At 40.1% G+C, this 26,861-nt stretch carries 28 protein-coding genes, 1 tRNA gene and 1 riboswitch; of the genes, 6 read left to right on the forward strand and 23 right to left on the reverse strand.

The window, feature by feature from the left end; genetic code table 11:
* Positions 1-141: 141 nt before the first annotated feature.
* From AC3WTL_RS08915 to AC3WTL_RS08960, 10 genes are all read right to left on the reverse strand, one after another.
* Positions 142-426 carry a ferredoxin family protein gene (locus AC3WTL_RS08915; protein ID WP_019381639.1) on the reverse strand — a complete coding sequence of 95 codons (285 nt, stop codon included), beginning with the start codon at positions 424-426 and terminating at the stop codon, positions 142-144.
* The gene (locus AC3WTL_RS08920) at positions 426-1,721 is read right to left on the reverse strand and encodes an FAD-dependent oxidoreductase (protein WP_197245587.1); all 1,296 of its coding nucleotides are present in this window, start codon (positions 1,719-1,721) and stop codon (positions 426-428) included. The genes AC3WTL_RS08915 and AC3WTL_RS08920 overlap by 1 nt, the downstream gene beginning before the upstream one ends.
* Positions 1,714-2,739, reverse strand: a complete 1,026-nt coding sequence (locus tag AC3WTL_RS08925) for an electron transfer flavoprotein subunit alpha/FixB family protein (protein ID WP_197245585.1) — start codon at positions 2,737-2,739, stop codon at positions 1,714-1,716. Before AC3WTL_RS08925 ends, AC3WTL_RS08920 begins: the two co-directional genes overlap by 8 nt.
* Before the next feature lie 11 nt (positions 2,740-2,750).
* Positions 2,751-3,578: an electron transfer flavoprotein subunit beta/FixA family protein gene (locus tag AC3WTL_RS08930; RefSeq protein ID WP_197214735.1), complete on the reverse strand. Its 828-nt coding sequence runs from the start codon at positions 3,576-3,578 to the stop codon at positions 2,751-2,753.
* Between the two features lie 231 nt (positions 3,579-3,809).
* On the reverse strand, positions 3,810-4,043 hold the full coding sequence (locus AC3WTL_RS08935) for an aspartyl-phosphate phosphatase Spo0E family protein (RefSeq protein WP_197214734.1): 234 nt from the start codon (positions 4,041-4,043) through the stop codon (positions 3,810-3,812).
* A 288-nt stretch (positions 4,044-4,331) separates the two neighbouring features.
* Positions 4,332-4,865, reverse strand: coding sequence for a 1,2-dihydroxy-3-keto-5-methylthiopentene dioxygenase (locus AC3WTL_RS08940; protein WP_222497203.1), 534 nt, complete (start codon positions 4,863-4,865; stop codon positions 4,332-4,334).
* A 54-nt stretch (positions 4,866-4,919) separates the two neighbouring features.
* Positions 4,920-5,555, reverse strand: coding sequence for a methylthioribulose 1-phosphate dehydratase (locus AC3WTL_RS08945; RefSeq protein ID WP_048008061.1), 636 nt, complete (start codon positions 5,553-5,555; stop codon positions 4,920-4,922).
* Complete coding sequence (locus AC3WTL_RS08950; protein WP_197214732.1) at positions 5,552-6,214, reverse strand: 2-hydroxy-3-keto-5-methylthiopentenyl-1-phosphate phosphatase; 663 nt, start codon at positions 6,212-6,214, stop codon at positions 5,552-5,554. Before AC3WTL_RS08950 ends, AC3WTL_RS08945 begins: the two co-directional genes overlap by 4 nt.
* Positions 6,207-7,439 carry a 2,3-diketo-5-methylthiopentyl-1-phosphate enolase gene (locus AC3WTL_RS08955; RefSeq protein ID WP_492369298.1) on the reverse strand — a complete coding sequence of 411 codons (1,233 nt, stop codon included), beginning with the start codon at positions 7,437-7,439 and terminating at the stop codon, positions 6,207-6,209. Before AC3WTL_RS08955 ends, AC3WTL_RS08950 begins: the two co-directional genes overlap by 8 nt.
* 85 nt (positions 7,440-7,524) lie before the next feature.
* Positions 7,525-7,628, reverse strand: a riboswitch (SAM riboswitch).
* Positions 7,629-7,715: 87 nt separating this feature from the next.
* Positions 7,716-8,888, reverse strand: coding sequence for a pyridoxal phosphate-dependent aminotransferase (locus tag AC3WTL_RS08960; protein ID WP_261391092.1), 1,173 nt, complete (start codon positions 8,886-8,888; stop codon positions 7,716-7,718).
* Positions 8,889-9,032: 144 nt separating this feature from the next.
* Here AC3WTL_RS08960 and AC3WTL_RS08965 point away from each other — a divergent pair, with 144 nt between their 5' ends.
* On the forward strand, positions 9,033-9,821 hold the full coding sequence (locus AC3WTL_RS08965) for a carbon-nitrogen family hydrolase (RefSeq protein ID WP_492369299.1): 789 nt from the start codon (positions 9,033-9,035) through the stop codon (positions 9,819-9,821).
* Between the two features lie 30 nt (positions 9,822-9,851).
* Here the strand turns inward: AC3WTL_RS08965 and AC3WTL_RS08970 are convergent, their stop codons facing one another.
* From AC3WTL_RS08970 to AC3WTL_RS08985, 4 genes are all read right to left on the reverse strand, one after another.
* Complete coding sequence (locus tag AC3WTL_RS08970) at positions 9,852-10,433, reverse strand: DUF2087 domain-containing protein (RefSeq protein ID WP_222497207.1); 582 nt, start codon at positions 10,431-10,433, stop codon at positions 9,852-9,854.
* 111 nt (positions 10,434-10,544) lie between these two features.
* Positions 10,545-11,045 (reverse strand): methylated-DNA--[protein]-cysteine S-methyltransferase, encoded by a 501-nt coding sequence (locus AC3WTL_RS08975; protein WP_197245577.1) that lies wholly within the window; start codon positions 11,043-11,045, stop codon positions 10,545-10,547.
* A gap of 16 nt (positions 11,046-11,061) precedes the next feature.
* Positions 11,062-12,876: a PAS domain-containing sensor histidine kinase gene (locus tag AC3WTL_RS08980; RefSeq protein WP_492369385.1), complete on the reverse strand. Its 1,815-nt coding sequence runs from the start codon at positions 12,874-12,876 to the stop codon at positions 11,062-11,064.
* Between the two features lie 166 nt (positions 12,877-13,042).
* A complete protein-coding gene (locus tag AC3WTL_RS08985) occupies positions 13,043-14,845 on the reverse strand; it encodes a methyl-accepting chemotaxis protein (protein ID WP_261391093.1) in 1,803 nt (600 codons plus the stop codon).
* 497 nt (positions 14,846-15,342) lie between these two features.
* Between AC3WTL_RS08985 and AC3WTL_RS08990 the strand changes: the two genes are divergently transcribed.
* Positions 15,343-16,383: an acyltransferase family protein gene (locus AC3WTL_RS08990; RefSeq protein ID WP_163142899.1), complete on the forward strand. Its 1,041-nt coding sequence runs from the start codon at positions 15,343-15,345 to the stop codon at positions 16,381-16,383.
* Between the two features lie 265 nt (positions 16,384-16,648).
* Positions 16,649-16,722, forward strand: a tRNA-Arg gene (locus tag AC3WTL_RS08995).
* Between the two features lie 490 nt (positions 16,723-17,212).
* Here the strand turns inward: AC3WTL_RS08995 and AC3WTL_RS09000 are convergent.
* The 6 genes from AC3WTL_RS09000 to AC3WTL_RS09025 all read right to left on the reverse strand — a co-directional run bounded on the left by AC3WTL_RS09000 (position 17,213) and on the right by AC3WTL_RS09025 (position 21,265).
* The gene (locus AC3WTL_RS09000) at positions 17,213-17,482 is read right to left on the reverse strand and encodes a DUF3986 family protein (RefSeq protein WP_197214727.1); all 270 of its coding nucleotides are present in this window, start codon (positions 17,480-17,482) and stop codon (positions 17,213-17,215) included.
* Between the two features lie 14 nt (positions 17,483-17,496).
* On the reverse strand, positions 17,497-18,084 hold the full coding sequence (locus tag AC3WTL_RS09005; RefSeq protein WP_222497214.1) for a hypothetical protein: 588 nt from the start codon (positions 18,082-18,084) through the stop codon (positions 17,497-17,499).
* 9 nt (positions 18,085-18,093) lie between these two features.
* The gene (locus tag AC3WTL_RS09010) at positions 18,094-18,243 is read right to left on the reverse strand and encodes a hypothetical protein (RefSeq protein ID WP_222497217.1); all 150 of its coding nucleotides are present in this window, start codon (positions 18,241-18,243) and stop codon (positions 18,094-18,096) included.
* A 120-nt stretch (positions 18,244-18,363) separates the two neighbouring features.
* Positions 18,364-19,083, reverse strand: coding sequence for a LutC/YkgG family protein (locus AC3WTL_RS09015; RefSeq protein WP_222497218.1), 720 nt, complete (start codon positions 19,081-19,083; stop codon positions 18,364-18,366).
* The gene (locus AC3WTL_RS09020; RefSeq protein ID WP_248346763.1) at positions 19,080-20,510 is read right to left on the reverse strand and encodes a LutB/LldF family L-lactate oxidation iron-sulfur protein; all 1,431 of its coding nucleotides are present in this window, start codon (positions 20,508-20,510) and stop codon (positions 19,080-19,082) included. The genes AC3WTL_RS09015 and AC3WTL_RS09020 overlap by 4 nt, the downstream gene beginning before the upstream one ends.
* Before the next feature lie 38 nt (positions 20,511-20,548).
* Positions 20,549-21,265: a (Fe-S)-binding protein gene (locus tag AC3WTL_RS09025; protein ID WP_222497226.1), complete on the reverse strand. Its 717-nt coding sequence runs from the start codon at positions 21,263-21,265 to the stop codon at positions 20,549-20,551.
* A gap of 206 nt (positions 21,266-21,471) precedes the next feature.
* Between AC3WTL_RS09025 and AC3WTL_RS09030 the strand changes: the two genes are divergently transcribed.
* Entirely contained in the window at positions 21,472-23,217 is a 1,746-nt protein-coding gene (locus AC3WTL_RS09030; protein WP_492369300.1) for a B12-binding domain-containing radical SAM protein, read from the forward strand.
* 34 nt (positions 23,218-23,251) lie between these two features.
* On the opposite strand, the gene AC3WTL_RS09035 is transcribed toward AC3WTL_RS09030, so the two are convergent.
* Both AC3WTL_RS09035 and ykzP read right to left on the reverse strand, forming a co-directional pair.
* Positions 23,252-23,407, reverse strand: coding sequence for a protein YkzE (locus tag AC3WTL_RS09035; RefSeq protein WP_197087781.1), 156 nt, complete (start codon positions 23,405-23,407; stop codon positions 23,252-23,254).
* Complete coding sequence (ykzP, locus tag AC3WTL_RS09040) at positions 23,407-23,568, reverse strand: protein YkzP (protein WP_166672519.1); 162 nt, start codon at positions 23,566-23,568, stop codon at positions 23,407-23,409. The genes AC3WTL_RS09035 and ykzP overlap by 1 nt, the downstream gene beginning before the upstream one ends.
* A 168-nt stretch (positions 23,569-23,736) precedes the next feature.
* On the opposite strand from ykzP, the gene AC3WTL_RS09045 reads away from it, so the two are divergent.
* Entirely contained in the window at positions 23,737-24,084 is a 348-nt protein-coding gene (locus tag AC3WTL_RS09045; RefSeq protein ID WP_076256918.1) for a DUF3905 domain-containing protein, read from the forward strand.
* Positions 24,085-24,186: 102 nt separating this feature from the next.
* Here the strand turns inward: AC3WTL_RS09045 and AC3WTL_RS09050 are convergent, their stop codons facing one another.
* The gene (locus AC3WTL_RS09050; RefSeq protein ID WP_197214712.1) at positions 24,187-25,551 is read right to left on the reverse strand and encodes a TrkH family potassium uptake protein; all 1,365 of its coding nucleotides are present in this window, start codon (positions 25,549-25,551) and stop codon (positions 24,187-24,189) included.
* A 137-nt stretch (positions 25,552-25,688) separates the two neighbouring features.
* Here AC3WTL_RS09050 and AC3WTL_RS09055 point away from each other — a divergent pair, with 137 nt between their 5' ends.
* Positions 25,689-26,807: a sugar diacid recognition domain-containing protein gene (locus tag AC3WTL_RS09055; RefSeq protein ID WP_248346760.1), complete on the forward strand. Its 1,119-nt coding sequence runs from the start codon at positions 25,689-25,691 to the stop codon at positions 26,805-26,807.
* Positions 26,808-26,861 lie beyond the last annotated feature (54 nt).

Genomic DNA, 26,861 nt, shown 5'->3' on the forward strand with positions numbered 1-26,861 from the left:
GTTTATATATACCTTGTTAACAGTTTCTTAATATTTTAAATTTATAATGTGCATGTACCGAAAGATAAAGCCTTTTTCATACCCCCCTTTTCAAAACCGGCCAATTCGATGGCCGGTTTTTGTATGTTCCTGAGGGCTGATTTATGCAAGCCTGAATACTATTCCATGGCCGCCTTTCGGATATTCCCATTTAATATTCTGATACGGGCATCCTATCCTGCAGCTGCCGCACTCGTGACATCCTTCGTAGCCGACCTGCATTCTTAACCCTTCCCACTTATAGACCTCAGCCGGGCAGAAAATGGTGCATATTTTATCGGGGCATTTTGTCATACAGATATCATGATCCAATACGGTAAGATGCGATTTTGTATCTGCCTTAAAACGAACTAAATATTGCTTTTCTTCGATCGTTTTCGTTGACATTATTTCACCGCCTTCCATGCCCTGTACATGTCTTGAAGCACACGAATTGTCCCGCGTTCACTGGTGAAGCTCTTCATAATTTCTTTTTGCTTTTCTTTCTTCGGAGTTCCATCAACGGTAAAGAATTTGTTCGCTGCCCTGTTCAGCATTGGAACATATTCCTTAAAATACTGCGGGTAGTGTTCAAACGTGTGAGCTGCATCTTTATATTTTTCCAGGTCCTTAATTATAAAGCTTTGATACAGTTTTTCCCTGTACTGATTCAAGCTGGTTTCGCTAAAATCACCCCGTTCTTTGGCTGCAATGATGGTCTCTGCAGCCATCGTTCCGGAAGCCATGGCCATATTGGAGCCCTCCCGGTGAATGGCATTAACAAGTTGTGCCGCATCACCTGCAAGGAGAACACCATTACCGGCCACTTTCGGCACCGAATGGTACCCGCCTTCAGGAATTAAATGAGCCAGATATTCAGCGGACTCTCCCCCTTCTATTAAAGGTCTTACCATAGGGTGTGTTTTTAAATAATCCAGCAGGTCATATGGTTTAAGCTTTGCCTTGATCATGCTTGAGAGCGTTGTTCCTACACCAATATTGATACTATCTTTATTGGTGTAAATGAAAGCTGTACCGAGATTGCCTTTCGTGGAGTCCCCGAAAATTTCAATCGTACATCCCTGGTTGTCTTCCAGGTTGAAGCGGTCATTAATTTTGTCTTTAGAAAGATTAATGACTTCCATTACTGTCAGCGCCACTTCATCAGGACGGAATTCTTTATGGTAGCCAAGCTGCTTTGCCAGCAGTGAATTCACACCATCTGCCAAAACCACTACATCTGCATATATATCCCCATCCGGACGGTCTGTTCTTACCCCAACCACTTTTCCATTCTCAGTCAGACACTCAAGCACGACCGTCTCATTTATTAATAGAACGCCCTGCTCAACCCCTTTCTTTGCAAACCATTGGTCAAAAGGTGCGCGGAGCACTGTGAAATTATTATATGGCTCCTTCCCCCACTCAAGACCTTTATAGCCAAAACTTACTGCCGATTCTTTATCCATCATCCAGAATCGCTGTTCTATGACTGGCCGTTCGAGTGGTGCCTCATTCCAAAACTCAGGAATGATTTCCTCCATTTGTTTGCGGTATAACACACCGCCCATTACGTTTTTGCTGCCCGGATATTCTCCTCTTTCAATTTGCAGGACTTTTAGGCCGTTTTTAGCACAGGTGTAAGCACAGGAAGTTCCTGCAGGCCCTGCACCGACCACAATGACATCAAACTTTTCAGACATAGCTCATCTCACCCCCTCTTTCTCTTGCTTCCTTGAACTCTTTAATCAGCTTCGGAACAATTTCAAGTGCATCACCTACGATACCGTAGGTTGCTACATCGAATATAGGGGCTTGCGGATCCTTGTTAATCGCAATGATAAACTCTGAATTTTTCATGCCTACAACATGCTGAATTGCCCCTGAAATCCCAATAGCAAAATAGATCTTTGGTGTAATGGTTTCTCCTGTCTGTCCCACCTGCTGTTCATGCGGAAGCCATCCTGCCTCCACTACATCCCTTGTACCCCCTACGGTCGCTCCAATAGTGTCAGCCAGCTCATGGATCAGCTGGAAGTTTTGAAGATCACCCATTCCTTTTCCGCCTGCAACGACAACATGGGCTTCAGCTAAGTTCACTTTTTTTGTGACATCTTTCACAATTTTAATCACCTTTGTGCGCATGTCATCTTCTCTAAGGGTAATCGGTTCCTCTATAACCTCACCATGCCTATCAGGATTCGGCTCCATTGCCTTCATAACTTTAGGGCGGACAGTAGCCATCTGCGGCCGGTGTTTTTTGCATAGGATGGTTGCCATTATATTTCCGCCAAAAGCCGGGCGGCTTGCTTCAAGCAGCCTTTTTTCCACTTCGACATCCAGCATGGTTGTATCCGCTGTCAATCCAGTACTGAGATCTGTAGCAACCGCGCTGGCTAAGTCTTTACCATTGGAGGTAGCCCCATAGAGAAAAATTTCAGGTTTATATTTTTCGGCAAGATGGATAACTGCCTTCATATAAGATTCTGTCCGGTAATCCTTCATTACTTCGTGGTCAATTACATAAACCTGATCAGCACCATAGGCGATGACCTCCCGGCTTAAAGACTTAATTTCATACCCAAGCAGCACACCGGAAAGAGGCACCTCAAGTTTATCTGCCAGCTTTCTGCCGGCCCCGAGCAATTCAAGGGAAACCCCCTCAATTTTCCCATCATTTTGTTCTATGAATACCCATACTCCCCGGTACTCATCCATCATGTAAATCCCCCCTATTTATTACTGTTTGGCTGCAAAAGCTCACTTTTATCATTAAGAAGCTCCATCAGCTGCTGAATCTGTTCGTCTGCATTCCCTTCCAGTCTTTTTCCGCCTTCCGGCTTTGGAGGGGTAAACATTTTACCCACTATCGTAGGAGATCCCTTCAACCCCAGCTGTGTCCGATCCACACCTTCAAGGTCATTAACAGACCAGATAACCGGCTCATATCTGGCAGCTTTTATCATATTAGGCATAGGGGAATATTCTATGCTATTAATCTCTTTTTCAACGGTCAGCAGGCAAGGGATTTGAGCTTGAATTAATTCATATCCGTTCGTGATTTTCCTTTTGATCAGAATCGTCTTTTCACTTTCATTAACTTCAGCTACTTCGATCACATTGGTGACAGGCGGAATATCGAGCCGCCTTGCTATACCTGGTCCAACCTGGCCGGTATCTCCATCAATGGCATGCTTTCCGCATAGAATTAAATCCACAGGCATATCTTTTGAAATACGTTCTAAAGCTTTAGACAGAGCATAGCTTGTTGCCAGTGTGTCGGCACCGGCAAACGCACGGTCAGAAATTAAAAATCCGCGGTCCGCCCCAATTTCGATACTTTTCTTAATAACTGCCACGGCCTGTGGAGGTCCCATGGATAAGACTGATATGGTGCCTTTTCCCAGGGCCTTTATAATTTTCACAGCCTCCTGCACTGCATGAGCATCATAAGGGTTCAAAATGGCAGGAGCACTGCGCCGGTCAAGGGTATTGGTTTTGGGATTGATTTTAATGATTTTTGTATCAGGCACTTGCTTGACACACACAACTATGTGCATTTTTTACTTTCCCTCCTCTTAACTTAAAGCTTGTATGAGTATTGAGCACTTTAAGAAATAAAAAAAGCTTTGTATTACGATATATGATTCTCTAAAGAGGCATAGTACTTCTTTAATGAATTAATATGTTTATTACTAGAATTGCAGCAGACTGAAAAAAAAAGAACCCTTCACGGATCCTTTTTGACTTCCTTTTTATATATGCTCAATAAATATACTCAGTTATTTTAATTATACAACTGCTTTCTTCCATGATAGAATCATTTCCCTGAATGAAACTCTCATACTTTTCTTTTGTTCCTTCTCCCGTTTAATAAAGCATTGATATTCAAAAATCAATTGATCGAGTTCCTGGCTGCAGCGAACCGTTTCCTGGCTAGCCATTCCGTTTCTCCTGGCCGTTTCTATCATTTTTTCCCTTTTTTGCTGGATTTCAGTCAGCAGCTGTATTCTTTTATAGCGCAACTTTCTTCCTCCTAATCCTATCCCTTTTATCCGATATAAATGTGTCTACTTGAAGCATTATTACAAGAATTTCTATAAATGTAAATAGATTCGCAATATTAGACAATCTTTTTCCCAATTAATTTTAATCGACAATAATCTCATATCAGCCCTATTGGTTTTCGACACCTTCTGCTAATTAAAACTACTTAAACCAACAGTATTTGATAAAAAACTTGATGTAAAAAAAATCCATTTATTATAGCGGAAAAATAAAAAAACCCAATGCCGGAGCAATGGGTCAACAGATTATTGATGAACTTCCTTTTCTTCATAAATTGGCACCCATCCTTCTGCAGATACAAAGATTCGGATGGCTACTACCTTTCTGTCATCCTGCAGAGTAAAATAATGACGAATGTTTTCAGGAACGGATATTAAATCGCCGGGATTCAGGAATACCTCAAAGAATTCCCCATCTTTTCCTTGTATAATAAAAACCCCGTGGCCGCTGACAATAAATCTCACCTCATCGTCTGTATGATGGTGTTCCCGCTGGAAATTTTGAAGAAGCTGTTCCAAATTCGGCGTATTGTCTGAAAGGGAAATGACATCCTGTGCCCTGTATCCTCTTCTTTCTGAAATATCCTTAATTTCTGCAGCAAACGTATCCAGGATTTCTTGTTTTTCATCATCGGAAAGCAAATATCTCTCCCGGAGGCTTTCAGGCAATTTATCTATTGACCATTGCTCATAAATAACCTCCTGTTTTTCCAGAAAAGAAGCAACTTCTTCCTGATTCCTGATTTCTTTTTTTGAATTTTGAAATACGATATATGCCAAACTGATCAACCCTCTCTATTAAAATTTTTTTCTGCATTATTTTGAACTATTGAATTACACTACTTTTGATAATTGTTTGGCTCTATGTTCCAGAAGCTTGAGCTGATATCGGAACAGAAATTCTGAAGCCTCCAGGATCTTTTTAGCCTCAAAAGAGGTTTTGCCCCATACTGTAATTCCGTGGTTTCTAATTAAAATTGCACCTGAATCTTCATGTACATGGGAAGAAAAACACTTTGCCAGCGCAGGAATATGCGCATAATTAGGAATAATCGGAATCCTAAGGACAGCATCCTCTTCCCATTTATCAAATGCTTTAATGAGCTCTTGTCCTTTAAAGGTTACTGCCTCCTGGTCGCCATAAATTTCTGAGATGACGTTATTATCAATTGTATGTACATGGAGACTGCATTCAGCTTTTGTTCTTCTGTATATTTCTGTATGCAGAAGTGTTTCAGCGGATGGCTTTAAATGGGTTTCGCCCACCGGCCGGCCAAATTCATCCACCAGCAGAAAGTCTTCTGCAGTCCGTTTCCGCTTATCCTTTCCGCTTGCAGTTACAAGGAATTGAAGCGGGCTTGCGCTGACTTTAATAGCCAGATTTCCGCTCGTTCCCATAAACCAGTCCCTTTCCGCGAGCTCCGCTTTAATATCTGCAAGCTCATTCCATTTTTCCTCAAGTCTGCTCATACTCTCACCTCATTCAAATTTTTTAAGACTTCAATGCAATCATAGAACGTATCAAAAGAATTATGTTTAAGGTTCATTTCTTTGCTTTTCTCCAGCAGCAGGTCTCTTGCTATGACAAAGTCCGCCTGTTTTGCAGCCTCAAGGTCAGTTACAGAATCTCCGATTACCACTTTAAATGTGTCCTCATCCTCTAATTTTCTCATAATGGAAGGCTTGCAGCAGCCGCAACTATTTTCACATTTTTCATCACAGCTATGGGGCCATAAAATTTTTATTGTTTCCCCGCTAAAATCTGAACCATTGCAGAACACTGCTTCAAAGGGTCCATACTTATCCAAAACGGGAGCTACAAAAAAGTCTATTCCCCCGCTTACTATATAAAGCGGTATATCTTTTTCTGCCAGATAATTGACAAACGGCTGGAATCCCTCTCTTATCTTTGCATTTTTTAAGGTGAAATCAGTAAGATCACTTTTCAGATTGCTTGGGAGAAGGGAAAACATCTTTCCTACTCCCTCTTTAATAGAAATTTCCTGCTGCAGGACTTGATTTTTTATCCCCTCCCACCCAGAAGGAGCAAAATGCTTCATAATATTGATGATGTTATCTTTTTCGGTAATAGTTCCATCAAAGTCGCAAAATACCGCTATTTTAGCCATTGTGTACATCCGCCTTTTTGTATCCCCACAAATCAATCGCTTTTTTTAATTCAGGGAAGTCTGATGGAGCATCGGCTAAAGAAGCTCCCTTTAAAGTTAAATCAATCGCCTGGCGGAATGCCAAACCGCCTCCTCTTGCCCCATCCGGATGCCCGTGTACGCCGCCTCCGGCATTGATGACACTGTCTATTCCGAAGTCTTCGAATAGCAATGGCACTAAACCCGGATGGATGCCGGCTGAGGGTACCGGAAAAGTTCTTTTGCAAAAATCCTTCCCAGTCAGGCTATCCGCAATTGATAATGCCTGTGTTTTTTCAAGGGCTACTGACCCATAAGGTGATGGGAAAAGAGACAAGTCTGCCCCTGCATACCTGAGCAGTTTGCCTAAAAGTAAAGGATAGGAGATCCCATAAACACTTGAAGCTGAAAGGGCTCCGCTGACTGCAGGATGTGCCATGATTGGCAGTTCAATCTCATCATCTTCCCTCAAAGCCTGCAATACATCGAGCCCATAAGAGAATACATTGAAAAGAAGAAGATCAGCCCCAAGAATGGATGCCTTTCTTGCCTTATCTCTTAATTCAAACGACCTGCCTGTTAAATTTACAGCATATAAGGTCCGATGGCCCGTTTCTTCATAAACCTGTCTCAACACCTTTTTTCCTTCCTTTATCCGCGCTTCTGACGGTGTAAGGCTGTTTTCAAATAAAATTTCATCGTCTTTTACAAGGTCTATGCCGCCCATAGCCTGTTCCCGCAGCTGTGAAGTCAAAAAATCCATATCTTTGCCGAGCACTCCTTTGAAGATGCTCATCAGAAGAGGCCTGTCATATACATTCAATTTTCCCCTTAACCCTTCAATCCCAAATCGAGGTCCGGGGAAAAAATTTTTTAGTTCATTGGAAAACTGTAAATCCAAAAGTTTAATCTTTCCGTCGAGAGACAGTTTCCCAAAGACTGTTGTTAATATTGCCGGTAAATCCGGACTAAAATTTACAGCAGGATAGGCGATCTTAATAATTGCTGCTGTTTCCTTACTTTTTGCATCTTTTGTAACGGTTTCAACAGAAACGACCCTGCCTTTATGCTTCGCCATCTGCTGCTTTTCAAGCTCCGGCAGATGGGTCCATGATCCCACCGTTAAACCTATAGCAATCTCCTCCGCTTTTTTCTCCGGATTATGTTTTTCATCATGTATTAGGTACACTGCAATAATTTCGCTCATGAATCTTCTTCCTTTCAATATCAAAGAATGAGAAAAATAAAAAACCTCTTCAAATAAGAAGAGGTTAGCATAGCAATCTAACATCTTCTTATCTTTCAGCTATAAGCTGCAAGATTTAGCACCGTGCTTAAGTTTAAGTCGGTTGCCGGGCTTCATAGGGCTAGTCCCTCCGCCTGCTCTTGATAAGAAAACGAAATCTATTATTCAGTTAATTTAGAAATTTAATTAGAATTATGACAGTGCTTAATACTTTTGTCAATTTAATTTTTGAAAAAATTAAAATAGGTCTAATTTTTGCATTCGCCTTACCGCTTCTTTAAGTCTTTCTTCAGATGTCAGCAAACCGGCTCTCACAAATCCTTCTCCAAATTGGCCGAACCCATTGCCTGGTGCAACTGCAATATGCGCTTTTTCCAGGAGATACTCAGAAAACTCTTCAGATGTAAATGATTCCGGGACCTTAAGCCATGCAAAAAAGGAGCCTTGAGGAGCTTGTACATCCCACCCGATTTCCCTGAGACCGGAAATGAATGTATTTCGTCTGGATTCGTAGATCGAATTCAACTCTTTTACACAATCCTGTGAGCCTGACAGAGCAGCTGCCGCAGCTTCCTGAACAGCTCCAAACAAGCTGACGTAAAGATGATCCTGCATCAGGTTCAGTGCTGCAATAACGCTTGCATTTCCAGCGGCAAACCCTACTCTCCAGCCAGCCATATTAAAGGTCTTTGAAAGAGTATAAATTTCAATTCCGACCTCTTTTGCCCCTTCTGCCTGAAGAAAACTTACAGGTTTTTTTTCATCAAATCCAATACCGCCATATGCAAAGTCATGAACGATGCAAATACCATGCTTTCGGCTCAATTCGACTGTTTCCTGAAAAAAATCAATGTTTGCCACTGCTCCAGTAGGGTTATTTGGATAATTAAGAAACATTAATTTGGCTGAATTAAGCTTTTCAGCAGGCAACTCACTGTAAACAGGCAAGAAGTTATTTTCCTCTCTCAGAGGCATTGTTACCATTTTTGCTTTAGCAAGCGCAACTCCTGACCAGTAATCAGGATATCCCGGGTCGGGAACCAATACGCTGTCCCCGGGATTTAAAAGGCATTGAGGAATTTCAACAAGCCCTGCTTTTCCTCCAAAAAGGATGGCTATTTCAGTATCGGGGTCCAAATCCACATTATATTCCCTTTTATAAAAGTCAGCTGCTGCCTTTTTAAAATACGGGTAACCCTGAAAAGGAGAGTACTTATGGTTTTGAGGGTTTTCGGCTGCACTTTGAAGACGCTTGACAATATGCTCCGGGGTAGGCAGATCAGGATTTCCCTGTCCCAGGTTGATGACATCATGACCCTGTTCAAGCTTTTTCCCCACCTTAGCTGTCAATGAGGCAAAAAACTGTTTTGGCAGACTTTTTAATAGTTCTGATTGCGAATAATTAATCAAATTGATCACCTGCTTAAAAAAAATGATTGAAAATATAGTCACAAATGATATAACGTAAATGATAAGTTGTAAAGTAAAATTTAGAAAATTTCTATCTATCGGACTAATCATAACATAAGGAAAAGATGATTGCGGGGGAGTTAAATGAAATTAAAGGTTGCCTGTTTACAAATGGATATTGCCTTTGGAAAACCTGAGAAGAATTTTATAGCGGCTGAAGCCATGATTCATAAAGCGCTCAAGTCTAATCCGGACGTTTTGGTTCTTCCGGAGCTTTGGACGACAGGCTATGATTTGACCAGATTGGATGAAATTGCGGACCAGGATGCAGCCTTCGCACTGGCTTTTTTGAAAGAGATTGCTCAAAAAAATAAGGTCCATCTGATTGGCGGTTCTGTTGCAAAGAAAACAGCTGAGGGCATTTACAATACGCTGCTGATTGTAGATAACAATGGAGACCTTATACATGAATACAGCAAGCTGCACTTATTTAAGCTTATGAATGAGCATCTCTATTTGAAAGGAGGGTCAGCCAGAGGAGAATTTTCTCTGGACAATAGGAAATTTGCAGGAATGATCTGTTATGATATCCGTTTTCCTGAGTGGATACGGTCCCATACAGCGGAAGGGGCAGAAGCTTTATTCGTAGTAGCACAATGGCCATTGGCCCGGCTTTCCCATTGGCGTACACTTTTGATTGCGCGCGCCATTGAAAACCAATGCTATGTCATTGCATGCAACCGTTCCGGCTCTGATCCTGCTAATGTCTTTGCAGGCCATTCGATGATTATAGATCCTTGGGGTGATGTGCTTGCTGAAGGCTCTGAAACCGAAGAAATCCTGCATGCTGAAATTGACCTGGATAAAGTGAAGGAAGTCCGCAGCTTAATTCCGATTTTTGATGACCGCAAACCGGATTTTTACCGTGGATGACATTGCAGAGGGCCCTGTCAGGGCCCCTGCTTACCCTTCTATTTTTGCCCACATTTCAGGAGGGTTTAACTCGTAAATTCCATTTTCACGGTACATATAATGGTTGATTATAAATTCTCTGCGTATAGTAGCATAGTCTTCATGATATTGTTTGATATATTCGTTAAGCTCTTTTTCTTGATATTTTTTGCCCATTTTCAACCCTTTAATTAAGTGCTCAAAAACCATAAGTTTCTTCTTTCTCTGGGCTGGAATGTTCTTCAGCTTTCCATCCCGTGTAAAGAAATTTTCAATAACCTTCTGGTTTTCTGAATTTAGTTCCTCCATTTTTTTAACCTCCTCTTTGTCTGCCAATTTTTCAAGAACACCTGACTGTTGTTTCAGTACAGATTCGTTCAGGTAAAAATAAACAGTATTTTTATCTCTCCTTTGATAAACAAGGTTTATTTCCCGCAGTTTATTTAGGTGATGCGTAATAGTTGGCGGAGTTAAGCCAAGCTTTCCGGCTATCGCCTGGCCATGCAGCGGCCCTTTGGCAAGGAGAAATACAATCCGGATTCTGGTGGGGTCTCCCATAGTTTTATAAAAAGCTACTAAACGATTTAATTGCATAATGCAGCACCTCATTTCGATTGTCATCTAATTAGATACTAATCGAATACATTTCTCTCGTCAACAAAATTTAAAAAACAAAAAAATCACCTTAAGGGGTGATTTTGACAACTATTTTGCATAATTAGCCCCTTCAAGGGATAATAATATTTCTTTAATTTCTGTCCTGCTTCCTGCATACCCGGTTAGAGATTTATTTTTGCCGATAACTCGATGGCAAGGAATAATAATTGGAAGGCGATTGGCCTTATTTGCCTGTCCAATGGCCCGCACAGCTTTGTCTTTCCCTATTTTAACAGCAATGTCCTGATAGCTTCTTGTCTCGCCAAATGGGATGAGGCAAAGCTCTTTCCATACTGTTTTTTGAAATTCAGTGCCATGAGGCTCTATAGGGATATCAAACTCTTTCCTATATCCGTCAAAATATTCCTCAAGCTGGAGAGCGCACTTTTTTAACAAAGAGTCAGAGGGATTAAGATGCAATGATGAGACCTCTTCCCCTTCCAGAAAATCAGCTTCCCCCATGTATAAAGCCAAAAGGATTCCATTTTGTGCTACGATGTAAATGTCTCCAGCCGGTGTCATTTTTTTAGAATACACTCTGCCTGTCATTTCATTCCCGCCTTTATTATATGGGCAAATAAATGTGGAAAACAGTTCCTTCACCCAGTTTGCTTTCCACTTCAATTGTGCCCTTGTGTTCTTCTATAATTTTATATGTAACCATTAAGCCAAGTCCAGTACCTCTTTCCTTTGTAGTATAGAAAGGCTCACCTAGCTTTTTTATTTTATGTGCAGGAATTCCAGTGCCTTCATCCCCTATGGATATGTGAATTCTTTGTTCCGATTCTTTTTGAATGGATACTGTAATATATCCACCCTTAGGCATGACTTCAATTGCATTTTTTATTATATTGATAAAAACCTTTTTCATTTGATTGGATTCACAGAAAACCCTGGGCAAATTCTGTTCATAATAAGTTCTGAATTGAACATTGTGCAGCACGGCTTGGGCACTAAGGAGATCGACTGTTTCTTTCATGATTTGTGATATGTCTTTTTCTACAAATTTGACAGCTTGAGGCTTTGCAAGAATAAGAAATTCATTAATAATTGAATCTATCCTGCTGAGCTCTGTGGTTATCACATTGAAATACATCGTATGATCTTCTTTTACACTGCCCTCCAAAAGCTGTATGAAGCCTTTAAGGGCCGTCATCGGATTTCTGATCTCATGTGCAATCCCCGCTGCCAATTCTCCAATGACATTTAAGGTATCTGATTTCCGAAGCTGTTCTTCCATTTCCAGCTTCTCAGTTATATCTTTAAATGTCGTCATACTGATATTAGAAAAAATATTCAGCTTGTTGGAAAACTCGAAGAATTTCTTTCTGCCTGATTTTAGAGTAATGGAAAGGTTCCCGTCTGATTGCCCATCTGAGTGTATGCTTCTTATCTGCTCTTTTAACTCATCATCAGTTATATTGCAGTCATTCAAAATACTGTGAAGTGATATCCCTACAAGATCTTCTTTTGACATCTGCAGCATTCTCTGGCCTGATTGATTAATATCGACTATTTGAAATTGATCGTTCCAGAGAAGAATACCTTCAAGAGCCCCTTCAAATACCATCCGAAATTTTTGCTCGCTTTCCCTTAAGCTTTTTTCCATGGCGTGGCGCTCACTGACATTTCTGAAGATGGTCATATGGTAGCCTTCAACAGAGTTCAATTTCACTGTAAATTCCAAAGATTTAAACTGTCCGTTTGGCATTAGAAAAACAAGCTCATCCCTTATTGAGCCTTTAATGAACATCTCTTTAACAATATTTCTGTATCTTTCCGATTTTTCATAAACAAAATCTTTTACCTGTCTTTTGATCAGTTCATCATGTGTACATTCAAAAATTCGGCAAGCAGCCTCATTAGCATCGATGATTTCGCCATTACTACACCAAAAAATGATGCCATCCAGAGCTTCTATAAATAGGTCCGCATACAGCTCTTCATTCTTTTTCACTTTCCGTTCAAGGCGCCGCTTACTCGTGACATCTCTTAATATACACATAAAAAGACCGCTCTCATTAAGAGTGCTGGTAGCAAAATCAAACTCTATAATACTACTGCCGCTATATACTGGAAGGATGCCCCTGACACTATTATTCTTTTTCAATAGCTCCTTTTGCTTTTCTAGCTTGAAATGCTTATTATCCGGCACGATTTCACACAGGCTCCTGCCTATCAGCTGCTGTTTATCCATCTTTATACTCTCAGCAAATGATGGGTTGACATCAACTATTGTCTCCTCGCTGTCAAAAATTAAAATTCCATCTTTTGAGTGAGAGAATAGATCCAATCCAGATGAATTGCCATTAGCCAATATATTATTTTCCTTTTCCAAAGTCTCAATCCTGGCATAGAGTTTCCTGATTTCCTGATTCATAATGACCACTCTATTTCCTCCTATTGGGATTTGCAATTAATTAAATATTTCTACAAAATTAGACTAAAACCTTTAAATCTCAGGGAAAACTATCTTAAATTATTTTTTATATAAGTGCTCTGGATAGAAAGGAAGAGGCATACCCTATCAAGAGTATGCCTGGATTTTACAGTTTGAATTTTGTAATCATTTCATTTAACTGTTCTGCCAATTCCGACAGAGACAGTGCATTATCTGAAATTTCCTCCATTGAATGGTTAGTCTGAGCCATTGATGCACTCGTTTGTTCGATGCCTGCAGCAGATTCCTCAGATACTGCAGCAATATTGCCAATAGACTGGTTCATATGTGAAGAGTTAATTGATACCTGCTCTAGGCTGCGGGAAATATCGCTGACATTGGCAGACATCGAGTTAATTGCCTCATAAATTTTCTGGAATGTTTGTCCTGTCAGTTGGATTTGCTCCGTTCCCTTTTCAACCTGAACATAGCCTGCTTGAAGTGACACGGCTACACTGTTAGACTCTGCTTGAATACCTCCGACAATCTTGGTGATATCCGATACTGAATAGGATACCTGCTCAGCCAGCTTCCTCACCTCATCTGCCACAACTGCAAAACCTCTTCCGTGCTCACCGGCTCTGGCAGCTTCAATTGCTGCGTTTAATGCGAGCAGGTTGGTCTGGTCAGCAATTTCCTTGATAACTTTAACCAGCCTCGAGATTTGTTTGGTCTGATCATCCAGCCCATTAACCTTGTCCACAGACGACTTCATAATCCCATTAATTAATCCCATTTGTTCCTGGGATTTTTTCATAAGCTTGTTTCCATCCTCAGTAAGCGATAACACCTCTGTAGAAGCACTCTTAATTTCATTCCCGCTGTATGCCGCTTCTTTCACTTTTTCCAGGTACTCGTCCATCAATAAGGACAAACGTGTTGCAGATCCAGCCTGATCTTCAGCCCCTCCTGAAAGCTCCTGCATGGTTGAAGCAACCTGCTGACTGGCTGCTTTTACTTCATTTGCCGCAATATTCAGTTCTCCGCTTCTTTCTGTAACATATCCAGAAACTGCATTAATTTCCTGAATCATAGTCTGCAGTTTTTCTTTCATGGAATTCATGGCTCTGCTAAGCTGTGCCACTTCATCATTACCCTCATATACTACTGAATCTGCATTGAGGCTTCCTTTTGCAATTTCATTTGAGAACTGTACGATTGAAGTTAACTTTTTTGAAATAATACGTCCTATAAAAACAATACTTGCGACTCCAAGAAAAGCGGAAACGATGATTGAAATGCCAAGTGCTATCAAAGTTAGGATCAGACTGGATTTAGCAGAAGATACAGCTTTTTGCTGATCCTCTTTCATCATGCTGCTAAGGGTATTCAATTTCTCAACCGTTTCAGAAATAATATTATCTGCCTGCAATTTCCCAAGCCTATATTCTCTTTCATGCTGAAGTTTGACTTTTGGCTCAATGACATCATGAAATAAACTGGTGATTTTTTGATCATTTTCATCAATTTGCTTAAAAAGATCTTTGGATTTTGTATTTCTAAGATCCGGAGAAATTTCCTTCTTTAATTTATTAAATTCCTCTGTCAGCTGGTCAAATGTCTTTAAATGTTTTGGATTGGAGTCAATGATAAAGTTTCCAATCGTGCTCCCTTTATGATGGAATGTGACCGCTGATTCAGTAATTTTAATGGCTTTTTCTCCTGAATCCCTAACAGTCTCCATTTTTGAATTGGCAATTGTAAGCAGAAAAAAAGTAAGGACGGTTGAAACTGTGAATAGACCAATGGTCACAAAAAGCGCGACCCCATATTTCTGTCCAAGCTTCAGGTTCTTCCACCAGCTTGTGCCGGCCATTTTATTAAAAAACTTGCCTATATCAGGCTTTTTAGACTTTGATGAAGCTTTTCGTTCCTTCTTTCCTGATATGAATTTCCTTACCCCTTTCAATATACTTCCCCCTTTGTGATTTAACCGGCTGCAACAATTGAACTAGATTAATTCCTAATTCTTTTTTACTATTCTTTCAATTCATTATAATAGAACAAAAAAGACATTTGAAGATTATTTTTCCAATTTATTTTTAACTGGCAATTCTCCGGGCTATTCCCATTAGGATTTCTTTCCTAGGGAGTGCATCTATTTATGGCTTGGCAGACTATACGTACTGCTACCATTTATCTGAAACAAAAGTGACAATCAGCTCAAAAATTTTGAAACAGGCTTGCAAAAGGTATTTTCATCCTTATAATATATGAGTTGGTTGGCCGATTTTTTTATACAACAGAGTTTTAATTAGTATGTTACAGCCATTTAAAAAAAATTTTTAATTTACTTTTTCTGTAAATAAAACCTCCTATTTACACGAGAAATGAAGTTTGCTTCATGTTAAAGTGGGTAAAGACAGATAGAGTATTTTTTTGGGGGTCTTTAATAGAGGAGGACATATGAAACAACGTGACTATTACTTCGACAATGCTAAGTTTATCCTGATCTTCTTTGTCGTTTTCGGGCATTTGCTCCGCTCTTTTATTGAAGATAATGAGACAATTTATACAGTATATAAAGTGATTTATACGTTCCATATGCCGGCATTTATATTGGTATCCGGTTTTTTTGCAAAAGGCTTTTATAAAAAAGGCTATATAAAGAAAATTGCCAAAAAACTTATACTGCCATATATCATTTTCCAGGTTATTTATTCTGTTTTTTATTACTTTTTATATAATAAAGGCACCTTTGAGCTGGATCCTTTTAACCCGCATTGGTCATTATGGTTCCTGATCAGCATGTTCTGCTGGAATATCATGCTTTTATTCTTCGCAAAGTATAAAGCGGTTTACTCCCTGGCAGCTGCTTTTATCATAGGGCTTGCTGTCGGATATGCTGATTGGATTTCAAACTATTTAAGTTTATCAAGGACGTTTGTCTTCTTCCCTTTATTTTTATTGGGATATTATTTAAAGAAAGAGCATTTATATGCTCTATTCCAGCCGAAGTTCAGGATTAGTGCATTTGCTATTTTTGCTGTCGTCTTTATCGGCTTTTACCTTTACCCTGAAGTGGATTACAAATGGCTGCTTGGATCGAAGCCATATACAGAAATGGGGGCAGCATCCATTGGAGCAGTCTTTACGAGATTGGGCTTTTATATCCTAAGCTTGATCATGGTATTTAGCTTCTTTGCTTTTGTGCCGCGCAAACAATATTTCTTTACTAATTTAGGAAAGAATACACTTTATGTATATCTGCTTCACGGGTTCTTTGTACGGGTATTCAGAGAAAGTGAAGTACAGGGTTTCTTCACTAAACCTGAAAACTTTCTGCTGCTTGCCGGTATATCGCTGCTGCTGACCTTGCTTCTCTCAAGCAAATTGATTACTTCATTTGCACAGCCAATCATTGAACTGAAGACTTCACAGCTAAAGAAGCTGAAAGATAGATCAAGGGCTTATGCAAGATTTTATCGTAAAAAACTAACTAGTTAGATCGGAAGCCGGTCATGTATTATTGGCCGGTTTTTACTGTTAGGCATAACCATTGACCATTTTTGATTATGCGGTTATAATAAGTAACTGTGTTACCAATTTAATTATGCCATCATGTCTCAGTAGCTCAGCTAAGAGTAAACTTCACTGAAATACATCTCTGCAGCTTTGTTTCGACGCATTTGCTCCTTGTATAGGCTTGCAGAGGAAGAAACAGGATATGCTAATCATATTTGTACTGCAACCAATTTAATTATTCCAACATGTCTCAGTAGCTCAGCTGGATAGAGCGACAGCCTCCTAAGCTGTAGGTCGTGAGTTCGAATCTCGCCTGGGACGCTACAAAAGAAAAGCGCGAAACCCATGTATATCAAGGGGGTTCGCGCTTTTTATTTTATTCGATTTGTTTATCCATAATCTTTAAAACTCCTAGTTTGGGGTCGGTTTGGGGTCGAATCGATTTTATTTATAATTTCATACCTCTATTCAGGCAACTTCAAATCAGTGAATTCTACCCTGTCAAAGTGGCAAACAGTCACGGAATCAATAAAGTTATTATGGAAAATCTCTTATATGTCAAGGTTTCAGAAGGAATAAAGTTTGTTCCTACAAGTTTAAAAAGGACCGTTATTGACTTTTTTCGTCAACAGTTCGTCAACACATCAAAATTTAAACATAACTTTAAAGTTAAATAATTATCTAATTTTATGTTAGTAATATAAGAAAAAGACTGTCACCTTTATATAGGTGTCAGTCTTTTCAGTTAGGATCAATTATACAGAAAATGTAAATGTACTTAATACTCATTTCCGAGATGCAGTTAAAGATTTTATATGACGTTTTCCTCTATTAAAAAATCCTTAAGTAGTTGTGAACCTTTTTCAAAAGTCAAATCATCATTAATATGATACTCTCTTACGAGTAGACCAAAGCCCTCATAAAACTTATAATCCTTATTATTAAGAATTTTTTTATAATAATCATTATCGAAAAACAGGCACCATTTCTCTCCGTTTTTCTCTTTCATAAAAATACCTTCTATATCATGTCCATCTTCATAATAACCTACATGTAAATGGTATCTGTCATCAAAAATCATATTATCCCTACCCTTTAGAATTTAATTACATGATGATCTTTTAAATTAGGTGGTACATGGTAGTGAAGTACAGGATCTCTGCCATGTTTTATTGGGGCATAATCAAGCCTGAATAAAGTAGTTGAGCCTTTCTTCCTTAGCTGAATAATTCTTCCCCCGCTACCAGGACCATCCAAGTCATACTTTGATGGTGCATCTACAAACTTCTTTACATACGGTCTTGCTAATGCCCACCCCTTTTCCATTCCTTTTTTACCAACTTTCGATGTAAGAAGTCGAATTGCAGCAGCTGCAACAGGAATCCACTGACCGCTTACACTGTTATCTTCAATAGAAACATCTTGATCAGTAAGGATAAAATGTTCTTCCATCTCCATAAAAATAGGGTCGTTTACTAGAAAGTCAAAATCTTCTTCATATGTAGTTAAATCTTGCCCTGTTACATCAATTCCTGTAGTTTCAGTTATTTCTTCTACTACAGTATCTTCTAATACTAATCCTTCATCTACAATAACTTCTGATGTCTCTGCTCCTGAAATAGTAGGGGACAGGATAGAGAAAAGCATAACAAATGTCAATACAATGGTAACAAATTTTTTCATTACAATCTCCTATTCTTCTTTTAATAGCATATCGGGCTTGAGAATTAAGTACTCTTCAACTCTATCATTTTCTTCCATAAATTTCCATATTTTTTCATTCATTTTACTTTCATTTTTAGATTTATTGGTTTGTACATATAAAGAGGCTAACCCAGCCATATAAGCTGAAGCCTCCTAAGCTGTAGGTCGTGAGTTCGAATCTCGCTTGGGACGCTGCAAAAAAACGCCAACAAAAGTTTGGCGTTTTTTCTCGTTCTTATGATGCCAGGTGCTCAGGCATTATAAATCATCTATAACAATATAAGCAGCCTTTACAGGCCCATGGACTCCCACAACGAGGTTCATCTCAATATCTGCTGAATTGCTTGGTCCGGTTATGAAATTAATGCATGAAGGAGCCAGCTCCCCTCTGCTTACTCTTTCCCTGATGATCCTTGCAGCCTGTGTCATGCGCGGAACCAGGGTGCTTTTCGGAATAAGGATAATGGAAGCAGCAGGCAGAAAACTGACTGACCGTCCATGGTCTCTGCTGCTGAACAGGACTGCTGTTCCGGATTCAGCCAGAGTAATTTCACTGATGGTGATGCCGATATTTGCCTTTTCTGCGTAATCAACATTAGTTTCTCCAGCAGAATAATCCCATTCATATACTTCCACATTCTCTTTTGGCCAAATTTCCTCAAATAGCTGCGTAAGCCCAAACTGTCTATAACGGTCATCCTTCCAGGTTACTACTGGACCGCCTCCGTACTGGGCTGCAATCTCTTTAAGAGTATCCGGCAAATTGGCGGCTTTTGTTACAAGAAGGTCAGTGTGAATTTTCGTGCACTGTGTTTTTAAAGCTTCAAGAAGCTCATCTGCATCTGCTTCTTTAAAGATGGCGTCTTGAGGATTATAGCTCCACTTTGGCCTTTCAGCTCCGGAAATTCTCTTTTCCCTTCCCAGTCTGCCTGCAATTTTATTTAAAAAAGCGTCCCGATTCTGAATAGTTCCGTTCACTGCTGTCCGCCTCCTTTTGGCCGGTTGTTGAACCAATCACGAAATCTTTCTTTATTAGGAGCTGGAAAATCCCTGATTTCTGTCCATGCCTTTAAAGGGCCGGGCCCCTTTGTAATTTTGTCGCCAGCTGTAAATGGATTCATGGCTGCCGGTGCCAGTTTAGAACCCAATTTATAAAGGGAAGGTGAAGCTGCCCCCAGTCCAAAGGCCTTCATCGTCATCTTTTCCGATATTGGAGCCCTTCCTTCTTTTTCGACAATTACCTGCCGGTGTTTGTGAAGCAGCTCATGCAGAGGGATTTTGACTGGACATGCTTCTGTACAGGCCCCGCAAAGGGTTGATGCATAAGGCAATTCTTTATAATCATCATAGCCGCCTAAAAGGGGTGACAGAACCGCTCCGATCGGGCCTGAATAAATCGATCCGTAGGAATGGCCTCCAACATGCCTGTACACTGGACAAACATTCACACATGCAGCGCAGCGGATACATTGCAGAATGGACTGAAACTCCCCTCCTAATATCGATGAGCGGCCATTGTCTACAATGACAAGGTGGAATTCCTCGGGTCCATCAACATCAAGTTCTTCTTTTGGACCAGTCAAAACAGTTATATAACTCGTTAGCTTTTGTCCAACCGCGCTTCTGGTCAGCATGCTGACTAACACTTCCATTTCCTCGTAAGTCGGGACCAGCCTTTCCATGCCCATTACCGTAATTTGTGTCTTAGGCAAGGCAGTCACAAGATCTGCATTGCCTTCATTAGTCACTAATGTAATTGAACCTGTTTCAGCCACAGCGAAGTTGCAGCCCGTAATGCCAACATCAGCGGTTAAGTATTCGTGGCGAAGCATTTCTCTCGCATGCCAAGCAAGCTCTTCCGGCTTTTCTGTGTTCTGATAGTTTAGTTTTTCTGTAAAAACATCCCGAATCTGCTCTTTATTCTTATGAAGGGCAGGCGCCACAATATGTGATGGGGGATCATGGTCGTCCACCTGAAGAATGTATTCTCCCAAATCTGTTTCAATGACCTGGCACCCCGCCTCTTCCAATGTGGCATTTAAATGAATCTCTTCGGTTACCATTGATTTTGATTTAACCACTTTTCTTGCATTCTTCTTTTCAATTACTTCCCGTATATAAGCAGAGGCTTCTTCAGCAGTTTCAGCAAAGTAAACGTGCCCTCCCCTTTTAGCTACATTTTCGCTGAGCTGGTATAAGTAAAAATCAAGATTTTCAAGTACATGCTGGCGAATTTCTTCTGATAGCGAACGCCATTCTTCCCAATTTCCAAGTTCTGCGGCAGCATCAAGTCTTCTAGTCTGAAGCCTTTCCTGTGCACCTGACACTGCCCCTCTCATAAAGGAATTGTTTATTCCGGAATCTACACGATCCTTAAAGTCGTTTGTTCCTATTTTCATAGCCATAACTATTCCTCCTGTAACATAGCATGTCCATTAATTTCTCAGCGGCAATTCAACACTTCAGCAATATGCATAACTCTTATGGGTTTTCCCTGCCTTCCAATCCTGCCTCCAATATTCATCAGGCACCCTGCATCAGCTCCAATAAGAATTTCCGCTTCAGTCTCCTCTATATGCCCAACCTTTTCATCTACCATTTGTTCCGATATTTGTGCCATTTTCACGGAGAAAGTACCCCCAAAACCGCAGCATTGCTCTTTGCCTGGAAGCTCTTCAAATTCAAGGCCCTTCACATTTTTCAATAGTCTCATGGGAGCTTCTTTAACTCCAAGGAGCCGGGTCATATGGCAGGATGTATGATAGGTGGCCTTCCCTTTTAAACTTGCCCCGACGTCGTCCACGTTTAGAACTTCAACGATAAATTGAGTAAGTTCGTATGTTTTCTCTGCCAGCTTTTTTGCTTTGGGTTCCCATACAGAGTCTCCTTTAAAAACATACGGATACTCATGAAACATATAGGCGCAGGATCCGGAAGGGGAAACAACATATTCTGCATGTTCAAATGCCGTGATCATCCTTTTCATGGCTTCCTTTGATTCCTTCACATACCCGCTGTTGTAGGCAGGCTGGCCGCAGCAGACCTGTGCTTCGGGGAAATCTATTTCACACCCCAGCCGCTCGAGCAGTTCAACTGCTGCCTTGCCTGCATTTCCCTGAAACATATCTACCAGACATGTTGCAAAAAGACTTACCTTCATCTCTATTCCCTCTCCCAGCTAATTATTTTATTTTCTATTATCTTACTATAGTTATAATGCGAATTGTTGTATTTTTATAAATATTATAATAATTGGTATAGTTTATCTTCTTTAACATATGTCAATGTTTTACTTCCTTTTTTTCAGTCAAAAATATGTTACAATTATATGATGTTTAAGTTGCTAACAAGGGAGTTCAGAAATAAATGAAAGTTATCGCCAGTACGCTTAATGCCAAATATATTCATACAAATATAGCGATCCGGTATCTCAAGGCATACGCTCAGCCTGATTTCGATGTGGAATTAGCCGAATATACAATTAAAGATCCGGTAATGAATATCGTTACAGATCTGGTCCGCAAAAAGCCTGATGTGATCGGATTCAGCTGTTATATATGGAATATCGAGGAAACCATTAAGGTCATTAAGATGATTAAAAAGATTGATCCCTCCATTTATATTGTAGTCGGAGGACCAGAAGTGACTTATGATGTTGCAGATTGGATGAACAATATACAAGAATTTGATTACATTGTGATCGGAGAAGGTGAGGAAACCTTCAAACAGCTGCTGACGGAGCTGAACAGCACCATGAATATGGAAAATGTGCATGGTCTTGCTTTCAGGGAAAACGGCCAGGTTCGCATTAATCCACAGCGGAATAAGCTGGACTTGCGCGATCTGCCTTCACCGTTCCGCTTTGAAGAAGATATTCCCCACCTTTCTAAACGTGTCACTTATATAGAAACCAGCCGGGGATGTCCATTCAGCTGCCAGTTTTGCCTTTCCTCTATTGAAGTAGGTGTGCGGTACTTTGACAGGGAAAAAATCAAGAACGATATCCGATATTTAATGAAGAATGGTGCAAAAACCCTAAAATTTGTGGACCGCACATTCAACATTAGCCGCAGTTATGCCTTGGAAATGTTCCAATTTTTGATTGATGAGCATCTGCCGGGAACTGTCTTTCAATTTGAGATCACCGCAGATATTATGAGACCTGAGGTAATTGAATTTCTGAATAAGGAAGCACCACGAGGATTATTCCGATTCGAAATTGGCGTACAGTCGACAAACGACTATACAAATGAATTGGTCATGAGGAAGCAGAATTTTGACAAGCTTTGCCGAACAGTCACAATGGTAAAGGATGGAGGAAAAATCGATCAGCATCTCGACTTAATTGCCGGACTGCCTGAGGAAGATTATGATTCCTTCAAAAGAACATTTAACGATGTATTTGCCATGCGGCCGGAAGAGCTCCAGCTCGGCTTCTTAAAAATGCTGAGAGGCACGGGACTTCGCTTAAGAGCAGAAGATCATCAATATATTTATATGGACCATTCACCATATGAAATATTAGGAAATAATGTTTTGTCCTTCGATGACATCATTCGCATTAAACAGGTCGAAGATGTATTAGAGAAATATTGGAATGACCATAGAATGGATGCAACTGTTGAATATTTGGTTACAAAAGTATTTCCGACTCCCTTCGATTTTTTCCAGGAGTTCGGCAGCTATTGGGAGCAAAAAGGCTGGTCCCGAATTGGGCATCAGCTTGAGGATTTATTCAAACGACTTTTTGAATTTCTTCAAACAAAAGAAATTGCTGATTTGGATATAGCCGAAGGACTAATGAAGTTTGACTATATTTCAAAACAAAAATATAAGCCCAGAAAACCATGGTGGCAGCCAAGCTTTGAAAAATCCGAAAGATCAAAGCTTTACCAGTCTCTGCTCGAAAACCCAAACCAGCTGGGAGAAAGCTTCTTAAATCTTCAGCTGAATGAAAAAGAAATATACAAACATACCTTAAGTGAAAGATTATCCTTTGATATCGAAAGGTATATTAACGAGGGATTAATTGAAAAGAAAGACTCTGTTCTGCTTGCCTATTTCGATTCAAGCTCTGAAGAAGTCTCTATCTTTTCGGGTCCTTTACAATAATGAAAAAAACCGGCAGAAAAAAACTGCCGGTTTTTTAGCATTTATCCCGATCTTTCTTTTTATCTTTATCACGGTTCATAAAGGGCAGCTCATAAAATTTTCCGGCATTTATATCACCAAACTCCATGCCGAATTCTACGTTGGCAGAGTCATTCTGCCGGCTTGTTTTTCGTGGTTTATTTTGATCCACTAAGCTCTTCCCTCTCTCCCATGTTTGGAGTTGCGGTTAGCCATTTTCATGGGATTCTCTCCCTGGCTGAATTCTGCTGAAAACTCCGATTCCTGAAGGTTCTTCTTAGGAGTCTTACTGTATTTTTCAACAGCATTATACTCAGCTTTTCGTTTTGCCATCCCAATCTCCTCCTGACAAAATTTTTCCGTGTTAAATTAATTTTCAGTTTTAACACAGGTTTATTTTTAGTAAAATAAGCGGTTTCATTCCTCACTGTGCCTTCCTTATTTTGCATTCATAAATTTTTCTTCAGAACAAAAAATAGAGTAAAAAGGAATGAGCCGCTTATGACAAATGAAAAGAAGTTAAATAAAAGCATTGGCATTGACGAGACACTTCCACATCAAATTGAAGCTCCGAGCTTTAAGGACACAGGCATGAAGCTTCAGCCTCCTTTCAAAAATTCTTTTGGCGTAACGATCGGGGACAGTCATTATTCCTCAAACAGTTCACCGCTGGAAAACTGGAGTGATGAAACAGATCCTGCAGTTATGGCTGGAGACGAATGGATTCATCCTACAAATGATATCGGCTGGAATACAACAGAAAACAAAGAACTCCTTGAAAGCAAAAAGCCGCCTCAAGCCTACCCTTTCATGCATCCGACTAAGGATGTCAGCCGCGGAACAGATTGAAAATAGGGAATCGCTTTGACTCAAAAGATCGGAGCGTACTTACCTAACTGCAGGAAATTCTAAAAAAAAGCAGGCCGGAAAAAAATATTCCGGCCTGCTTTTTTAGCCAATGATAACTCGCTCTTTTGGATAATGGTAATTTGGCTGTTTTTCTTTTCCGCCTATAATAAATAAGAAAGAGGTTAATCCAATTCTTCCAATAAACATTAAGGCCATTATGATACATTTCCCAATCATTGATAAATCAGGTGTGATTCCTAACGAAAGGCCCGTAGTACCAAAAGCTGAACAGACCTCGAAAATAATTTCAATAAGCTCCATCTGCTTTTCTGTAATGCTTAGAATGACTACAGAGAAAAAACACATTCCAATAGCAAGCAGTGTGATGGCAAGAGACTTCAGAATATCATCTTCATGAATTTCTCTTTTAAATATTTTTATATCCCTGTTTCCTTTTGCAAAGTGATAGATAAAAAGGATATTTACAGCAAAGGTAGTCGTCCTGATGCCCCCGCCGACAGAACTGGGTGACGCCCCGATGAACATTAAAATGCTCATTATGACGAGTGTAGGCATTGTAAACTCGTTAACATCCATGGTTGAAAGACCGCCGCTCCGGGTGGTAGCGGATTGGAAGAATGCATAAAAGAAGCTCTCATGCCAGTTCATGCCTTTAAAATATTGATTAAATTCCATGATAAGCAAAATAACCGTTCCAAACACAAGAAGAGCTGCATACGTAACAGTCGTCAATTTTGAAAATAAGGAGAATCGAAAAGATGGCTCCTGATCCCATTTATTCCGAAATAGAAATTGCTTTAATTCGATGAGGACAGGAAAACCAATAGCTCCTAACGTAATCAGAATAATATTGATCAGCTGCACGAAATAATCGCCGGCATAAGGTTTAAGAGAGGCTCCCGTTATATCCATGCCACCGTTAGTTGTTGCACTGACAGATGCGAACAGCGCGTGCAGGAATGCATCATCCCATGCCGGATAATATTTAAGAAAATGAAAACCCAATATGAGTGCACCCAGCGTTTCAATCACCAATATTATTTTAATGATTTCTTTGACTAAATTTACTAGTCCTGACAAGGCATATTGATTATGATCGACCATTATGAGGCGGCGCCCTCTTAAGCCAATCCTGCGGCCCAGCAGGAGCCAAAAGAAGGTGCCCAGCGCCATGATCCCTATTCCGCCAAACTGAAGGATGAACATTATGACAAAATAACCAAAAACACTGTATGTCTCTGATATATCCACCACTGTCAGACCGGTAACACTGACTGCACTTACAGCAGTGAAAACCGTATCAATAAATGCAACCTCCACTCCCGGCTTATGTACAGCCGGTATTCTTAATAAAAGTACCGATACAGATACTGCCAATAAATAATATCCGGATATTACTTGGGCAGGTGTTAGTTTATCAAGCCAGCTTCTTACGTCCTTCCACATATCATACCTGTCCCCTTCAAAATTTTTCTAACCCTTATCATAATGAATATACCCGGTTTTTAAAAGGGATATTAGAAAATTCGCAGGAAGTTTTTTATTTATATATAATTAAATCAAAAACCAAAGGGAGATTTAATATGCTGCTGCCTGATCTGGCTGAAAAAATCATAGCTGAAGTGCGTCAGTTTCTTCAGGAAGATATCATAGTTGCCAATACCTGCGGAGTGATCATTGCAAGCACAGACGCCGGCAGAATAGGCAATTTTCACGAAGGAGCATTGCTTACTATAAAACATAAAGAAAAGCTGATTATTACCAGGAAGGATCAATCACGCCTTCAGGGTGTAAAAGCTGGCATTAACCTGCCGATATTTTTCAAAGGGGAAACTGTTGGTGTAATTGGCATTACCGGTAATCCCGATGAAATATCCCCATTCGCAGAAATCATCCGCAAACTGACAGAGTTGTTTATCAGCGAAAGTTACTTTGCTGAGCAGCTCGATTGGCAGGCCCGAGCAATGGAGGGTTTTATGTTTGACTGGCTGCAGACTAAGGAGTGGGATCCCGCATTCAAAGAACGGGCCCATCTGCTGAAAATAAACCTCTCAGTGGATAGACAGGCATCTATCGCAGAATTCAGGCAAAATAGCCAGTTGCTTCATCGTGATCTTTGGAACAGAATATTATCCTGGAAGGAAGCAGGGCCCAATGATATTCTGATTCGCTGGGGCAATGATCGAATTGTCCTTTTAGCAGGGGTTTCTTCAGCAGAAAAAGATCGCAGCATAAGGGAAAAGATCACACGATTCCATCGTTTTCTGGAAAACCTGCTCGCTGCCAAAGTAAGTATCGGCACCGGAAAACCATTGCCTCCCATCAGTCTGTCCGAATCATTTATGCAGGCAGAACGAGCTTTAAAAATCGCAAAAGACCGGGGCAACATCATATTTGATCAGGATTTGACCATTGAAATGATATTTGATGACCTTTCTCCGGAAACTAAGAAGGACTTTATAGAAAGAACCATCGGCACTTTTATGTATGAAGAGGATCTTATGGTTACTCTTAAGGAGCTATTCAGGCAAAATCACTCTTTGAAAAATACTGCTGAGGCCCTGCATATACATATAAACACCCTTCATTACAGGCTAAAGAAAATATCAGAGCTTTCAGGACTGTATCCTTCAAATTTGAATGATTTAATGAAATTATTCATTGCTGTAAAGCTTTTGGAGGAAGGCACAAAAAATAATTAAAATACACCTTAATATTTGTATAATTATCTATAGCAGGGTGCTCCCTGCTTTTTT

This window comes from Cytobacillus sp. EB106-05-05-XG126 (genome assembly GCF_058791715.1).

Coding starts and splice junctions, on each gene's coding strand:
- AC3WTL_RS08915 (WP_019381639.1), bottom strand. CDS start 426: ATGTCAACGAAAACGATCGAAGAAAAGCAATATTTAGTTCGTTTTAAG.
- AC3WTL_RS08920 (WP_197245587.1), bottom strand. CDS start 1,721: ATGTCTGAAAAGTTTGATGTCATTGTGGTCGGTGCAGGGCCTGCAGGA.
- AC3WTL_RS08925 (WP_197245585.1), bottom strand. CDS start 2,739: ATGATGGATGAGTACCGGGGAGTATGGGTATTCATAGAACAAAATGAT.
- AC3WTL_RS08930 (WP_197214735.1), bottom strand. CDS start 3,578: ATGCACATAGTTGTGTGTGTCAAGCAAGTGCCTGATACAAAAATCATT.
- AC3WTL_RS08945 (WP_048008061.1), bottom strand. CDS start 5,555: ATGAGCAGACTTGAGGAAAAATGGAATGAGCTTGCAGATATTAAAGCG.
- AC3WTL_RS08950 (WP_197214732.1), bottom strand. CDS start 6,214: ATGGCTAAAATAGCGGTATTTTGCGACTTTGATGGAACTATTACCGAA.
- AC3WTL_RS08955 (WP_492369298.1), bottom strand. CDS start 7,439: ATGAGCGAAATTATTGCAGTGTACCTAATACATGATGAAAAACATAAT.
- AC3WTL_RS08965 (WP_492369299.1), top strand. CDS start 9,033: ATGAAATTAAAGGTTGCCTGTTTACAAATGGATATTGCCTTTGGAAAA.
- AC3WTL_RS08970 (WP_222497207.1), bottom strand. CDS start 10,433: ATGCAATTAAATCGTTTAGTAGCTTTTTATAAAACTATGGGAGACCCC.
- AC3WTL_RS08975 (WP_197245577.1), bottom strand. CDS start 11,045: ATGACAGGCAGAGTGTATTCTAAAAAAATGACACCGGCTGGAGACATT.
- AC3WTL_RS08980 (WP_492369385.1), bottom strand. CDS start 12,876: ATGAATCAGGAAATCAGGAAACTCTATGCCAGGATTGAGACTTTGGAA.
- AC3WTL_RS08990 (WP_163142899.1), top strand. CDS start 15,343: ATGAAACAACGTGACTATTACTTCGACAATGCTAAGTTTATCCTGATC.
- AC3WTL_RS09000 (WP_197214727.1), bottom strand. CDS start 17,482: ATGATTTTTGATGACAGATACCATTTACATGTAGGTTATTATGAAGAT.
- AC3WTL_RS09005 (WP_222497214.1), bottom strand. CDS start 18,084: ATGAAAAAATTTGTTACCATTGTATTGACATTTGTTATGCTTTTCTCT.
- AC3WTL_RS09010 (WP_222497217.1), bottom strand. CDS start 18,243: ATGGCTGGGTTAGCCTCTTTATATGTACAAACCAATAAATCTAAAAAT.
- AC3WTL_RS09020 (WP_248346763.1), bottom strand. CDS start 20,510: ATGGCTATGAAAATAGGAACAAACGACTTTAAGGATCGTGTAGATTCC.
- AC3WTL_RS09025 (WP_222497226.1), bottom strand. CDS start 21,265: ATGAAGGTAAGTCTTTTTGCAACATGTCTGGTAGATATGTTTCAGGGA.
- AC3WTL_RS09030 (WP_492369300.1), top strand. CDS start 21,472: ATGAAAGTTATCGCCAGTACGCTTAATGCCAAATATATTCATACAAAT.
- ykzP (WP_166672519.1), bottom strand. CDS start 23,568: ATGGCAAAACGAAAAGCTGAGTATAATGCTGTTGAAAAATACAGTAAG.
- AC3WTL_RS09045 (WP_076256918.1), top strand. CDS start 23,737: ATGACAAATGAAAAGAAGTTAAATAAAAGCATTGGCATTGACGAGACA.
- AC3WTL_RS09050 (WP_197214712.1), bottom strand. CDS start 25,551: ATGTGGAAGGACGTAAGAAGCTGGCTTGATAAACTAACACCTGCCCAA.
- AC3WTL_RS09055 (WP_248346760.1), top strand. CDS start 25,689: ATGCTGCTGCCTGATCTGGCTGAAAAAATCATAGCTGAAGTGCGTCAG.